The organism is Nonomuraea sp. NPDC059194, from assembly GCF_042754765.1.
In the GTDB taxonomy this organism is placed as follows: Bacteria; Actinomycetota; Actinomycetes; order Streptosporangiales; family Streptosporangiaceae; genus Nonomuraea.
In genome coordinates this window covers 25,649-39,572 of sequence record NZ_JBHZBH010000013.1, presented here as the reverse complement: position 1 = coordinate 39,572, position 13,924 = coordinate 25,649, and the positions used below count along the sequence as shown (strand labels likewise).

General features: G+C 64.7%; 12 protein-coding genes. 2 read left to right on the top strand and 10 right to left on the bottom strand.

Going from position 1 to position 13,924, the window contains the following annotated elements:
• Positions 1–21: 21 nt before the first annotated feature.
• On the bottom strand, positions 22–396 hold the full coding sequence (locus tag ACFXJ8_RS17870; RefSeq protein ID WP_379644999.1) for a VOC family protein: 375 nt from the start codon (positions 394–396) through the stop codon (positions 22–24).
• A 51-nt stretch (positions 397–447) separates the two neighbouring features.
• On the opposite strand from ACFXJ8_RS17870, the gene ACFXJ8_RS17865 reads away from it, so the two are divergent.
• Together ACFXJ8_RS17865 and ACFXJ8_RS17860 are read left to right on the top strand one after the other, a co-directional pair.
• A complete protein-coding gene (locus tag ACFXJ8_RS17865; protein WP_379644998.1) occupies positions 448–621 on the top strand; it encodes a hypothetical protein in 174 nt (57 codons plus the stop codon).
• A gap of 592 nt (positions 622–1,213) precedes the next feature.
• Positions 1,214–1,870 carry a DUF2637 domain-containing protein gene (locus ACFXJ8_RS17860; protein WP_379644997.1) on the top strand — a complete coding sequence of 219 codons (657 nt, stop codon included), beginning with the start codon at positions 1,214–1,216 and terminating at the stop codon, positions 1,868–1,870.
• A 241-nt stretch (positions 1,871–2,111) separates the two neighbouring features.
• Here the strand turns inward: ACFXJ8_RS17860 and ACFXJ8_RS17855 are convergent, their stop codons facing one another.
• From ACFXJ8_RS17855 to ACFXJ8_RS17815, 9 genes are all read right to left on the bottom strand, one after another.
• On the bottom strand, positions 2,112–2,984 hold the full coding sequence (locus ACFXJ8_RS17855; RefSeq protein WP_379644996.1) for a hypothetical protein: 873 nt from the start codon (positions 2,982–2,984) through the stop codon (positions 2,112–2,114).
• 794 nt (positions 2,985–3,778) lie between these two features.
• Positions 3,779–4,897 carry an enhanced intracellular survival protein Eis gene (gene eis / locus ACFXJ8_RS17850; protein WP_379644995.1) on the bottom strand — a complete coding sequence of 373 codons (1,119 nt, stop codon included), beginning with the start codon at positions 4,895–4,897 and terminating at the stop codon, positions 3,779–3,781.
• A 26-nt stretch (positions 4,898–4,923) separates the two neighbouring features.
• The gene (locus tag ACFXJ8_RS17845) at positions 4,924–5,370 is read right to left on the bottom strand and encodes a carbohydrate ABC transporter permease (protein WP_379644994.1); all 447 of its coding nucleotides are present in this window, start codon (positions 5,368–5,370) and stop codon (positions 4,924–4,926) included.
• A 187-nt stretch (positions 5,371–5,557) separates the two neighbouring features.
• Positions 5,558–8,071, bottom strand: a complete 2,514-nt coding sequence (locus tag ACFXJ8_RS17840; RefSeq protein ID WP_379644993.1) for a glycoside hydrolase family 98 domain-containing protein — start codon at positions 8,069–8,071, stop codon at positions 5,558–5,560.
• A 51-nt stretch (positions 8,072–8,122) separates the two neighbouring features.
• The gene (locus ACFXJ8_RS17835; protein WP_379644992.1) at positions 8,123–9,442 is read right to left on the bottom strand and encodes an alpha-L-fucosidase; all 1,320 of its coding nucleotides are present in this window, start codon (positions 9,440–9,442) and stop codon (positions 8,123–8,125) included.
• The gene (locus ACFXJ8_RS17830) at positions 9,439–10,284 is read right to left on the bottom strand and encodes a carbohydrate ABC transporter permease (protein ID WP_379644991.1); all 846 of its coding nucleotides are present in this window, start codon (positions 10,282–10,284) and stop codon (positions 9,439–9,441) included. The genes ACFXJ8_RS17835 and ACFXJ8_RS17830 overlap by 4 nt, the downstream gene beginning before the upstream one ends.
• Positions 10,281–11,216 (bottom strand): carbohydrate ABC transporter permease, encoded by a 936-nt coding sequence (locus ACFXJ8_RS17825; RefSeq protein WP_379644990.1) that lies wholly within the window; start codon positions 11,214–11,216, stop codon positions 10,281–10,283. The genes ACFXJ8_RS17830 and ACFXJ8_RS17825 overlap by 4 nt, the downstream gene beginning before the upstream one ends.
• A gap of 25 nt (positions 11,217–11,241) precedes the next feature.
• Positions 11,242–12,531, bottom strand: coding sequence for an ABC transporter substrate-binding protein (locus tag ACFXJ8_RS17820; RefSeq protein WP_379644989.1), 1,290 nt, complete (start codon positions 12,529–12,531; stop codon positions 11,242–11,244).
• A 52-nt stretch (positions 12,532–12,583) separates the two neighbouring features.
• Positions 12,584–13,735, bottom strand: a complete 1,152-nt coding sequence (locus ACFXJ8_RS17815) for an ROK family transcriptional regulator (RefSeq protein WP_379644988.1) — start codon at positions 13,733–13,735, stop codon at positions 12,584–12,586.
• Positions 13,736–13,924 lie beyond the last annotated feature (189 nt).

Genomic DNA, 13,924 nt, shown 5'->3' with positions numbered 1-13,924 from the left:
CACCTGCCGTTCGGGGGTGGATCAGGCGCCGCCCGGCACGACCCATTCGGTCAGCTCGACGACGATGCCGTCGGGGCCAGTCAGGCGCACCAGCCACTCACCCCACGGGTTGCGGTGCAACTGCCGAGTGATGGGCGCGCCCGCGGCGTACAGACGCTCGTATTCCTTGACCAGATCGGTGACCGCGAACGCCACCGCCGGCTGAGCCACCCGCTCGTGCGGCAGTTCGAGGTCGCGCGGGTACAGCAGAATGTCGGCGGCCGAGTCGTCGCGGCCCAGCCAGGTGAAGTCCGGCGTACTGAGCACCTCGCGGAAACCCAGGTGGGTGGTGAAGAACCGGGCGGCGGCAGCCGGATCGTCGACGGTGAAAACGATGGTTGAGGTGACGATGTTCATGATTCTGCTTGTATGAGGTTGTATGCCACTACTTGCCTCCCCTGCGGTAATTTGTTCTGGATCAAGATTGCCGGTAAGGCCCGGCCGGAACAACGCCGGATCTTGCAACGCTGCGTTAACCTCAGACTTCACGCCGGGGAGAACACACCGGAGATCCGCGACCTCGAGATCTTCCTGACACCGGTCGAAGAGCTCATTTCTGAGAGCATGAACCGAGTGATCTGAGTTCGTGCTCCGGCCTCTGCGTCGTTCACTGAGTGTGACCGTTTTGGGGCGTAGCGGACTCCAGGTCCCGCCCGCTTCGGATGCGAGCCGGGTGGTGGTCTTGTCGTGGAAGCCCAGAGCCTGCGCGATAGCGATAGCGCGGGGGCTTGGAGGGCCAATTGCCGACGGGCGCGGTGAGGCTGTCGTAGTAACGCGGCCACGAGCCGGCCGGTTCACCTCCGGCTTCCAGGGTCAGCGGGCGCATTCCGGGTCCGCGACACCGGCGGCAAAGTAGCTCTGCGTAACGATGGTTACGATCAACGATCCTTGCCAGTCTCGGAGGCCCGCCGTGGTCGTCATCGACAAGCTCCACCTGATCGGCGACATGGCCAGGTCATCAAGGACGCCGACGCCGCCGACAAGGCCGACGTCTACGCGAACATCGGGCTCAGCCTGGTCTACAGGCCCCAGAAACGACTAGTGGAGGCTCGGATAGCTCCGAACCCCCACATGTGCGCAAGGTTTGTGTCCGAGGGGGGACACACTCGATACGTACATGCCCTTCGCGGCGTCTACCACCCTTGTTCTCCCTGTTCGGGAGGGGTGAGGCTGCATGGAGTCGAACATTCGGGCGGTGCGTCGAATCCAGCTCACAACCATCGCGGGCGTTGGGCTGCTGGCGGGGATCGCCGCAGTCGTGTCCTTCCGGCACATGCACGAGCTCTGCCTGCGCCATGGTGAAGACCACCTCGCGGCGGCACTTATCCCGCTCGCGGTCGATGGCACCATCGTGGTCGCCTCGATGTCGATCCTCCTGGCTAATCGGTACGGCTCGCGCGGCGGTGCCCTGGCTTGGACTCTCTTGATCGTTGGTAGCTTGGCCAGCCTCGGGGCGAACGTCGCGGTCGCGGAGCCCAGCGTGATCGGCCGCATTATCGCGGCCTGGCCGTCGGCAGCGTTGATCGGGAGCTATGAGCTGCTGATGGCGCAGATTCGCCGAGTTTCGGGAGGACCAACAGATGGCGAGACAACGGAGGTCGCGGACCAGGAGATCGAGCTGGAGGAGTACCAGCCATCACCTCAGGAACGTCTTCGGCTACGTGAGCACGATGTGGTCGATCTTCATAGGACGGCATGGCGGTGGGCCCAGTCGAACCGCCTTCCGGACGGAGCTCTCCCTTCCGGGAAGGCCATAGCGTTCCAGTTCGAGCGCAGCGCCCGATGGGGCCGCTGGATCAAGAAGGCCGGCCTGGCTGGTGAGCTGGGATGACGTTGATGCTTCATCGATAGCTCAGGCAGAGATCAATACCACGGATAGCGGGAGCCGAAACGGTGGTCTCGCTTCGGCAGGTAGGGCTCAAGGTCCTTCTCGGACCAACGCCGGATGATGGGCTCGCTTGGCGGCGGGACCTCGAGCAGAGGGTCGAGGGCGTCGGCGTACCGTTTCGCCCAGTCGATCCACGTGCGGGTGCGTTCCGCGTCGTCCCCGATGGCATCGGCCAGGAGCTGTTCTAGCTGGTCGCAATAGGCGCGAATGTCTGCCGCATGGCGCCAGTCGTCCACTTGCTGCCGCAGGCCGAAGCTCGGCGAGCTTGCACGAATTGCTTGATGGCCTCTTCTCGATCGAGTTCGTCCTTGTGGCGACGCTGCTCCATGGCGCGGGCTTCGGCCTCGTAGCGTGCTTCCTGGGCAGCGGCACGACTCTCGGCGTAGGCCAGGATCTCCTCGATGTGATTCTCCGGCCGCCAGCCTCTCTCGTCCGACCAGTCCCCTGAGTACGAGGACATCCTTGGGCGCTCGACGACATCCAGCGTGAGCATCCCCGTTGGGCCCCTCTCCCAGGTCCGCGGTTTCGGGAGGAGACGATGCGGCTCCGCCTTCGCCTGTTCGATCCACTGCTTCTCCTTGGCGGTCAGTTCCCTGGGGACGCGGGCGAATTTCTCGGTCACGGACACCGTGACCCCGCCCTGACGGATGTGGAGTTCGATCTGGCCGCCTCGATAGAGCGAGACGGAGTGGCCGCGGCGGACTGCTTCGCGAGTTACCGCAAGGAGGATCCTGATAGCTCGCCGAGTTTGCTTGGGTGAGACGCCTTCGACCTCCTTCAAAGCCCGTATCTGGGCGAGTACCAGATCGGCCGTCCTCGGCCGGGGACGCCGGGGTTCAGCGCCGTCGGCGTAATGGCCGTGCTCCAGGTAGAACCGGCCCGAGTTGGTGATCGTGAGCTTTTCCTGTTGTCGTGCAGAGCCGATCTTGATCAATCCGCGACTCCGCAGAGCGTCGATGGTGGTCAGGAAAGGCATCTGTCTCGACGTGATCTCGCCGTCGGCAATGCGCCGGAGAACGCCCAGCTGCCGTTCGTTGAGCTTTATCGCATGTTTCACGCAAGGAGCCGACTACGCCTCAGCGAGAAGCGCAACAGGCCTGGGACCGTCATCCCAATTCTCTGGCGGTGTTTTAGCCACCACGACAACCCCTCGTCGTACCCGGTAACCCCAGAATCCAAGACCACCGACGAGAGGCCTCCACCGTGTATCGACAAACGCCCATCCGCCTGCGAGACCTAGCGCGACGCCCCACCAGGTGGGGGCGAACAGCCCGAAGTACCGCGGGTGGGTGGTGTGCACGCCCCACGTCGCCAGGGCCCGCATGGTCTCCTGGAGCACCTGGTCGGCCTGTGCGCCCTGGGTGAAGTCGTGCTCTGCCAGCCAGGCGCGGATGGCCTCGGTGCCCGGCTCCGGTGGTGCGACGGGACCGTCGGCTCCCTGGCGGGCGTGCCGTACCACGAGATCGACGGCAGCACTCAGCGAACTCTACGCCTGGAGCCCGCCCACGCGCCGCCGTCAGCACCAGCGTGGGGGTGAGGCTGGGGCCTGCCTCGATCGTGTCCTTGGCGGCCGCCGGGGCGGCGCTGCCGGTGGAGGCCGGGCCTGAGCAGGCGGCCAGCGATCCGGCGAATGTGGTAGCGGCGCCTCCACGGCACGCAGCCAGCGGATGCGGGCGCGTTCCTCCAACGCACGCGGCGCGCTCTTGGGCAGCTCTTCGGCGACAACCCAGCCCTGTTCCTCAACGTCAAGGGCGGACGGTTGACCGCCCGCGCCGCCGACGGCATCATCGCCGAGATCGCCCAAACGGCCGGGCTGGACGCCGTCTACGCCTACTACGCAGCCTGCCGCCGTCAGAAGCCGTCGAAGACGCGCGGCGTGGGGCCAGAGGCGAAGAGCCGTAGGACGTCGTCGGGAACCGTGCCGAGACCACTGGCGGCGAGGTCCGCACCCGGCCGACCGGCGAACAGCGCGGTAAGGGCGCGGGCCGTCAGCGCCTCCACCCCTGGATCGGAGCTCACGCGCCGGATCTCCACTGCGCCGCCTGAGGCCTGGATCCGCCAGCGGCCGGTGTTTGCCTCGACCAGGGGGTCGCGTACGCCGATTTCCGCCGTGCCGTCGACCGGCCAGGAACGCACCGCGAGCGCCCGCGGAACGTCGAGGATGCGGGCCATGTAGCGGTGGTGGCCGACGACTTCCGACGGATTTCCAGGCAACACGAGCCACAGCGGGTCGCCCGCAGAGGCCCACAGACGCGTCTCCGGCAGGAGGTCCGCCCAGGTGGCGAGGGTGCCGAGCAAGGCAAAGTACGCCTCGGGCCGGACTGCTGTCAGGTCCGCAACCAGGAGATGGTCCTCCGCGCGCCGCCAGCTCGCGTGGCCGATCCTTGTCCCGGACACGTCCACGGCCACCGTGTGGGTCAGCGCCGGGTCCCACATGGCGGCTGTCCTGACCAGCGCGCCGTCGACGGCGCGAACGTACCGGTCGTGGAACTCCGCGGCCTGCTCGAACGTGGCCCGACGTACCGTGACGCCCTCGGGAGGCCGCCGTACGGCGAGGCCCGCCGTGGGGAGCCGCCACAGGGAGCGATCGGCGACGATCTCAAAGTCGAGGGCGCGGTAGACGGCCGGGACGCTCGGGTAGAGCGTGGCCAGGACGCAGCCCCGCTCGTGGGCGTCGCGGAGCAGGGTGGTCAGCAGTCTCCTACCGATCTTCCGGCCGCGCCACTCCGCGTCCACGGTCACGTCGCGGACGGTCGCCGTGGCGAGCCGCTGCCCGTTCCAGTTCGTGACGGCTTGGACGTACGCGGCCTTGGCCACCAGCTCGGGACCTTCCAGGACGCCGAAGGCGGTGGCTCCGGTGGCCGATATCCGGAACGCGGCCGGGTCGGCGTGCGCGCCGAAGGTGTCGATCTGTGAGCGGACATAGGCGAGGGAGTGCTCGTCGCCCAGTTGCTGGATGCGGATTTCCATCTGTGATGTTGTCCTTCCGCGCAGGCTTATTTCACGCTTCCGGCGATCACGCCCTTGACGATGTACCGCTGGGCGCTCAGACAGAGGATCAGCACGGGGACGACGGCGATGATCAGGTTCGCGCAGACCAGCGCGTAGTTGTAGGCGTGCAGGCTCTGGAAGTCGAAGACGCGCATCGGCATGGTCCAGGTGGACGAGTCGGGCATGAGGAAGAGCACGTTCTGGAACTCCTTCCGGGCGAAGGTGAACAGCAGGACGACGTTGGTCGTGGTCACCGGCCGTAGCAGTGGCAGGATCACGCGGAAGAACAGCCGCACAGGCCCCGCGCCGTCGAGGACGGCGGCCTCGTCGATTTCCCTGGGTAGCCCCTTGACGAAGCCCATGTACGGCAGCGTGGTGAAGGGGATCTGGATCCCCACGTCCAGCAGGGTCAGGCCCGCGGTGGGGGCACCACGGGGTGGGGCGGTCGTCACGATCGACCCGGGCCCCTCCCCGACGCCTCCAGCCGGATACCCACGATGGCGCCCGGCTGAGGGGCACGGACGATGTCCATGATCTTCACCGCGCCCCACTTCTCGGCAGTCATGTCCCCGTACGAGAAGTCGAACGGAGAATGTCCAGGCCGTACCGGGTGCACAGCTCCTCGATCTGGCCGGGCTGTCAGTTGATGGTGATTGAGTCGAGGTCAGGTGCGTACGCGGTGTCGTTGTGGAATTTGATGGTGTTAGTGCCTGCCGCTAGCTGTATGGGAATGGTGGCGGCGTTGGTGGCGGTCCAACTGCTTCCGGTGAGGGTCACCTGCTGGTCGGGGCCGCCGTTGACGTTCAGGTAGAACGAGCGGGTGCCGGATAGAACGTAGGACAGGGTGAGGTTGTAGGTGCCGGCGCTGGCAGCGTCGACGCCGTTGACGGTCACGTAGTTGGCTGGACCGTTGCCGATGTTGCCTACCTTCACACCGCCCGAACAAGCCGCACAGGATACCGCCACGGCAGCGCCGCTTAATGTGTTCCCCGGCGCCTCAGCCTCGGCCCCGTTCGTCTGGGCGGGGGGTATCAGTGAAAGCGTGTCCAGGTCTGGAGCATAAGCGGTGTTATTGAAGACCTTGATCGAATTGTTTCCCGTTTGAAGTTGTAGCGAAAACTGTGTGTCGGCGGGAGACGACCATCCATTGCCTGCGACGCTGAAGGTCTGTGCGGGCGCGCCGTTCGCGCTAACGGAGAGATCGCGTGTGCCGTCGTTGAAGGTGGCGAGAGTGGCTTTGTAGAGCCCGGCTTTCGGCATGTTGACGCTGTAGGACACGAAGTTCGCGGTGCTGTTGCCGACGAATCCCGCGACCTGGCCGCCGGATGCGGCGTTGTTCACCATCATGTGGGCGGCTCCGCTGAATGCTGCGGTTTCGCCTTGGATCACTATGGGTGTCTCGTCTGTGGGCCGACGATGAGCGCTATTGGAGCCCCAGGCGTTGATCGTCACATCGATCGGCCCGTTATGCGTAATCGACAGCCTGTATGTTTTGTTGATGCTGTCCCAGCTGTCTCTATACGTATAGCCGCTATAACCGTTGTAGCCGGCAACGGAGATCGTCGGCTTGCTTTCGCCGGTATGCCCATTTACCTCGACGACCGTCGTTCGCATGTCTGATTCGTCGGGCGACACTTGGTATGCCGTTCGGATCCAGCTCTGAAACTCCGTATTACCCCAGCTCCCTTGTGACCATATCGAATCTTTGTTCACGTTGTAATTACTGATTCGGAACTTCAATGCACTGGCGTCCTCATCCACGATCGCATAGGTATTCGGCGGCATCGTCATACCAAATGAATCGACCGTGCTGACTCGTGGATATGCGACCGTGTTTTGCATCTGGTCGGTGTTTTCCAGGTTGTTGAGGATCAGCCACTTGTCAGTGAGGAAGTTCTGTCCGGTTGCGCTGCCCAATGCGTCGGGAGCGTATCGCGAGTTGAAGTAGCTGAGCTTGGCGGCGACAGTTGGGAAAACCGAGGTGTATTGCGACGTGCTGATCACAGCCGGAAAGTGGCCTCTCTCGGTGGCATTGGTGCCGCCAACGAGAAGTGGGATGATGTAGTACCTGCCTGAAGTGCGCAGCCAGTCGACGTTAGTGCCATCGGCGTAGAGGTCCGAGTAGTAGTCATTGTTGATCTGATTATTGTCGCTCAGGTAGGCGACTTTAATCTTCGACCTGACATCTGCGCGGGTCGGAATCAGGTTCTTGCCCACGATCTCACGCATTGTGGGGATGACTTCCTTCTCGAAAGAAGGCGTTGTGCTGCCGTTGTTGAAGTGCGTGTATGAATAATGCTCAAAGTTGGCGAAAACCGTCGAGCCGGCAAGCGCGGATTGCAGCATGACTTCCGAGATCTGCGCCTCCGGATAGGTGGTAAGAGCCTTCCATCCGTTTGCACCGCGACGCCCTGGCTCTGGTTGAAATAGACCTGCTCGCCCCGTTTCCCACCAGGTCCATGTATCCGGATTGACCCCCCAGTTGCCCGCCAGCCCGCTTGTCCAGAGGCCATTGGCAATGGCTTCCGTTTCGTGATACCTGGAGTTGGTCGTCTGCTTCGCGATAGGAATATAGTTGCCTGGATTTGCTCTCATGGCAGCAAGCATCGTCGGGGACGAATGTGCGGACAGCATGCCGTTTCCGCCGTTGGTATATTCGATGTTGAACACGTAGCCGCCATACCGAGCCGAGAGATCCAGCATGCTGGCGACCGTGCCGTAATTGGTGCCATGCAGCTCAGCGAACAGCGGGCCGACGAACGACGTATGCTTCTGGTACATGCTCTCCACGAATGCCAGGTCGATGGAAGTGCCTGTCCAACCGTTCGCGACCTGTGCGTTTGCCTTGATGCCGAGCTGATCGGCGATCGCGAGCTGTGTGTCGAACCAGTTCCTGGCCGCGCTATCCGTGATCGGCTCGTAGTACAGGCTGACCACTACATACGGCCTTAAGTCCGGCGGAACCGTATCGATGATGTTCTGTATCGTGGACTGAGGCTGGTTGTTGGCCACCGTCAGCATGAACACGGGATTCGTATTGGAGATGACCCGGCGGAGCGCCACCGCATTTGCCGGCATACTCGCGTTGAGGATTGGCAGCAGAACTCCTACCACTGCGACAACCAGAAATCTCGCAAGCAGTCTTATCGTCATTCTTCATGCCTTCCGTGTGAATGGCAGCCCGCAGGGCCGGTGCGGCTGTGGTCAGCGTCCGCCGGTGGGGTTCAGTTCGATCTTCAGGACGGTGTCGACCGGGTCACTAAGTGGGTAGGTGAAGTGCCCGACCTCGCCGAATTGGACGAAGGGGATGTCGGGGTAGGGGGCTACGACCCACTCGTCGCAGAGCTTGAGTTCGCGTCCTTCGGCAAGCAGGGTGATGCGCTCGATCGCGTCCTTCGATAGCCCGATCAGCGGCAGCGGCCCGATCGGGGCACGCAGGACGTGGGCGTACACGGCTGAGCCCCTGCGCGTGTAGTAGCCCCATTCGGGGGTGCCGAACTCCGCGGGGCCGGCGCCGTAGATGGACTCGCCGTTGGCGGCCAGCCACTCGCCGATCCGCCGGAGCCGTTCGACGGCCTCGGGCTGGATGACGCCGTGCCGGTCCGGACCAACGTTGAGCAGCAGGTTTCCGCCCTTGGCGACGCACTCGACAAGCTTGGTGACCAGTTGCTCGGCCGATTTCCACAGATCGTCGCCGGCGACGTATCCCCAGCTGTTGTTGAGTGTGACGCACGCCTCCCACGGCACCGGCGTGCCATCGGGGGTGCGGAATCCCTCGACCGGGATCACCTGCTCAGGAGAGACGAAGTCCCCGCAGTACGGGGTGGGCTCGTCGGTGACGATGGAGCCCGTGGCCTCGCCACTGGTCTCCAGGCGGTTGTCCATGATGACGTCCGGTTGGAGTTCGCGGACCATCCGGACGAGTTCGGTGGCGCCCCACTCCTCGGGTCCCATTCCCTTGTAAGAGAAGTCGAACCAGAGGATGTCCAGCTTCCCGTAGTTGGTGCACAACTCCCTGACCTGCCCGTGCAGGAAGGTCCGGTAGGAGTCGAGGTCGGGCCGGTGGGAAGCGAAGGCGGGGTTGTCACGCTCGGGGTGCGCCCAATCGCCGTAGTGAGGGTAGTCGGGGCGGCTCCAGTCCAGCAGTGAGAAGTACAGGCCGACCTTGATGCCGCGGGCGCGAAATGCCTCCAGGAACTCGGCGACCAGATCTCGGCCGATGCCGTTGTGCATGCTGCCGTAATCGGTGTGCGCCGTGTCGAACAAGCAGAACCCGTCGTGGTGCTTGGCCGTCAGCACCGCATACTTCATGCCGGCCTGCTCGGCGAGCTCGGCCCAGCCGTGTGGGTCGAAGTCCTCCGCGTCGAAGCCGTTGATGGCGAACTGGTAGTCGGCTAGAGGAATACGTTCGTGGGAGCGGACCCACTCGCCTCGGGCGGGGACGGCGTACGGTCCCCAGTGGATGAACATCCCGAAGCGGTCGTGCCGGAACCAGGCAGATCGTTCGAAGCGTTCGTTGCTCATGCCTTGACCGCCCCGGCGACCATTCCGCTGACGATGTACTTCTGCGCTGCGAGGTACACGGCGACCACCGGAAGCATCGTGAGAACGAGGTTGGCGCATACCAGCCCGTAGTCGAAGCTGTGCGTGGTCTGGAAGGTGAACACCGTCATCGGCAGGGTCCACCGATCGGCATCGGGAATCAAGAAGAGCACGTTCTGAAACTCATTCCAGGCATAGGTGAAGACCAGCACCAGCGCCGTGAAGGTGACTGGCCGTAGAAGCGGGAAGACAATGGTGAAGAAGAGGCGCAGGGAGCCTGCGCCATCGAGCAAAGCGGCTTCGTCGATCTCGCGGGGCAACTGCCGGATGAACCCGACGTAGGTCAGGGTGATGAACGGGATCTGCACGGCGATGTCGGTGAGGATCAGGCCGATGTAGGAGCCGCCCAGGCCGATCTCCTGCAGCAGCCGGATCGCCGGGATGAACGCGAAGGGCGCGATCAGTCCGGACAGCAAGTAGCTGTAGACGCCGCCGGAGATTCGGCCCGGACGGCGGGCGATCACGAACGCGGCCAGCGAGCACGCCAGGATGGTGCCGGCGGTGACCATGGCCGCGATCAACACGCTGTTTCCAAGAGCTCGTAGCGCGTTGCCGGTGCTGATCACCGTCAGGTAGTTGTCGAAATGCCAGTTCTCTGGCGGCGCGAAGCTCATCGACCCGGCTTCCGTGGTCCCCTTGAGACTGGTCATCACGACCAGGTACAGAGGGGCCAGGAAGACCACGGCGACCAGAGCTGCCAGACCATAAGTGGCCAGGGCGGTGAAGATCTTCCGGACACGGGGCCTTGCGGGTGCGGAGCTCATGCCGTCGCCTCCATCCTGCGGACGAAACGGTTGATCACCAGGGCGACGGCGGTGATCACGAGGAACTGGACTACGTTGACGGCTGAGGCATATCCGAGGGCGCCGGTGTTCAGCTGCTTGTATACGTAGGAGGTCAGGACCTCGGTCGCGGTGCCCGGGCCGCCACCGGTGGTGGCGTAGATCATGTCGAAGGCCTTCATCCCGGTGATGAAGGTGAGCAACGCGGCCAGGTTGATGGCGTGGCGGATACAGGGGATCTTGATATGGCGGACCGTCTGCCAGGCCCCGGCTCCGTCGAGTTGTGCGCTCTCGATCAGCTCCCGGGGCACCGACTGGAGGGCGGCGAGGACCAGGACGACCGTCCAGCCGACGCCCATCCAGGTGTCCACCGCGGTGACGCTGTAGAGGGCAAGGTCGAAGCTGCCGAGCCAGTTCTGGGCCAGGCCGAAGGGCTCCAGAAGCGCGTTGACCGGCCCGTCGGCCTTGAGGATGTAGCCGAAGAGCAGGCCGACCACGATCGTGGAGAACATGATCGGCAGGTAGACCACGACCCGCAGGACCTTTACACCGGCGAAGGCCCGGTTGAGCAGGAACGCGATCGCCACGCCCAGCCCGGTCTTGCCGACGGTCACGCAAGCGGCGTATAGAAACTGGTTCTTGGTGGCATTCCACAGTACGGAGCCGTCGCCGATCATCAGGCGGTAGTTCGCCAGTCCCACGAAGTGCGTGTCACGGACGTACGTCGAGGCGTCGGTGAGCGAGAGATACATGCCGAAGAAGGCGGGTAGCAGGAAGAAGACGGTGAAGATCGCTACCGCCGGGACCAGGAACGCGTACCGGTAAGTGTGGATGACACCCGATCGCCCTGCGCCCGCCGTACCCGCTCGCGATCTCCGCCGCCCTTCCCTGCGCCTGATGGCGGCGAGGCTCATACTGTCTCCGATCTCGGGCTCTGGGTCAGAACCCGGCGGCGGTGGCCTTGGCTCCGGCGCTCTGCCAGGCCTTCTGGACGAGCTCGCCGAAGGCGGTGACGTCGACTCGCTTGCCGATGAGCTCCTGGTAGGCGGCGACGATGTCGTCCTGCGGTTGCGGGATGGCCGACTGCTGGTCGAAGGGCACTACGAAGCCGCCCTGGTCGACCAGCTTCTGCAGGTCGGCGACGGCGCCGGACGGGCTGGCGGCCTTGACGTCGGTGAAGGCGGAGACGCCGGGATTGGCGGCCATGAACTTCTGCGCCTGCGGCTGGGCGATCATGAAGTTGAGGAAGTCCTGGGCTTGGACGGCTGCCTTAGAGAATGTGGCGACCTTGAGCAGGTTGGGCTTCCCGAGGCCCAGAGTGCTGGGGCCGTCCGCCGCGGGCAAGAGGAAGAAGCCAAGGTTCGCGGACGGGTTGGCCTTCGTGATCTCCGCGAGGGCCCAGGTGCCGTTGATGATCGCACCGGCCTTGCCGTTGGCGAGTGCAGCGGTGGCCGACTCGTACGTGGCGGTGAGGGCGTCGTCGTTGATCAGGCCCTTGCCCACCCAGTCAGCCAGCGCCTGGTACTGCTGGTTGAAGCCGGGCACGTCGGCCCACTTGATCTGGTTGGCGTCGAGCTTGGAGACCAGCTGCTGGTCGGCGCCAACAAAGGAAGCGTTGACCGAGTTGCGGTGCTGTAGCAGCGTCCAGCCGTCCTTGCCGCTCAGATACAGCGGGGTGACCCCGGCGTTCTTGACCTTCTGGAGGGCGGACTGGACGTCGGCGAGGGTGGTCGGCGGCGTCGTCACGCCGGCTTTGGCGAAGACGTCCTTGTTGTAGATGACGCCGCTGGCGTGGAGGCCGTCGGCGCTGGGGGTGCCCCAGACCTTGCCGTCGGGCGAGGTGATCGCCTTGCGGATGCCGGGGTCCAGCCGCTCCAGCCAGGGGCCGGTGCCAGGGTGCATGATCGCGGCTTTGTCCTTGGCGGTGTCCTGGCCCGCGAAGATGTCGATGCCACTCTTGGCGGCGAGCCGGGCCTGCACCAGCGAGTCGTAGTTCGCGTCGGGCACCGGGGTGAGGGTCACGGTGTTGCCGGTCTGCTTCTCCCAAGCGTGCACGTTGTCCTGGAAGCCGGGGACGTTCGCCCAGGAACTGGGGAGCATGTAGGTGATCGTGACGTGGTCGGCGGGGCCCGCACCATCTTTGGGGGTGGAGCTGGAGCAGCCGGCGGCCACCGCCGTCATGGCGAGTACGGCCGCGCCGATCGCGGCGGTTCTCCGGATTCTGGGCATGACAGGTTCCTCTTCCTACAGGGGGGTGTGAAGTGGCAGTGCGTGAGGGGGTTTACACGGCTGAGTGCAGCGGCCGTACGTCGATTCGCGCGGGGAACGCGGGATCGCCAAGCAGGTTGCCGAAGGCGTGAGTCAGCGCCAGTTGCAGCGCGCCGAGGGCGGGGCCGAGTGTCGGATGCTCGGTGACGGCCACCTTCACCGGGTACGCCTTGCTCATCATGGCGTGCAAACACGTCGTGATGAGCTCGATAAGGGCCTGATGATGCGCGAGCGGCCCACCGAGGACAACCAGCTCCGGGTCGATGGCCAGAGTCAGATAGGCGATCTGGCGTGCGGCGCGCGCGGCGAACGCCTCCACTTCCTCCTGTGCTCGCGGATCACCGCGATGGGCGGCCTCCAGGATCGGTAGGAACGACTCCACGTCGCCCCAGTGCGCCGGTGCCGACAGGTCGTCGTCGATCAGATTGAGCTCACCGGCGAGGTTCCTACTGCCTCGGTAGATCCGGCCGTCCAGGACGATACCGGCCGCCAGTTCATGCCAGGCCAGGGCCAGGGCGAAGGTGTCGGCACCGCGCGCCGCGCCGTAGGCGTGCTCGGCGAGCGCTGCGGCTTTCAGGTCGTGTTCCACGATCAGGGGAACGTTCCCGAACACCAGGCCGGCTTCGGCCGGGGACAGCCCCTCAAGATCGGGGTAGTGGGGCGCGTAGCTGACTCGCCCGTCCGGTCCGATACCGCCGGTGAGCGAGATGCCCAGGCCGATCCAGCTACCGTGGGTGGTCTGTATGGCGGTAACCACGCGGTCCAGACGCCCTCGTAATGCGCTGATCCGGTCTCGCCCCGATCGGGCATCCGGATCGTGGTGCCGGCCGACGTGCAGGATCCGGCCGCCGATGTCGCAGACCAGGATCCGCTGGTCATGCTTGCCGATCTCGGCGCCGATGACGAACCCGTGCCGGCCTCGAAATCGGAACCGGGACGCCGGCCGGCCGCCGCCAGGGGTAGGCGACTCCCCGTGCTCGGCGCCCGACGTTATCTCGACGAGGTGCTGGAGTTCGGCGAGACGCTCCTTGACTGTGGGTCTGGAGAGCCCGGTCGCCGACGCCAATTCACTGAGCGTGGCCTCGCCGAGAGCGTGCAGTGCCGCGGCGCAGGCCACCGTGGTCGTTCGCCCGGAGGCTCGACCGCTGGCTGCGAACGTGGACATGGCGCACTCTCTTCGGGTATCCCAAGTATGTTTCGAATCCAGTCTTCGTAACCGGGTGGGGAGGACTGTAGGTGACCCTGCACCAGGCAGGCAACACTTATGAAGCCGAGGGCCGCTCACTTTCGTAACCGCCCCGCCTCCGCGCACGAAGCAGCGTGCCCTGGTGCGCCCTGCGGATATGGAGCCTTG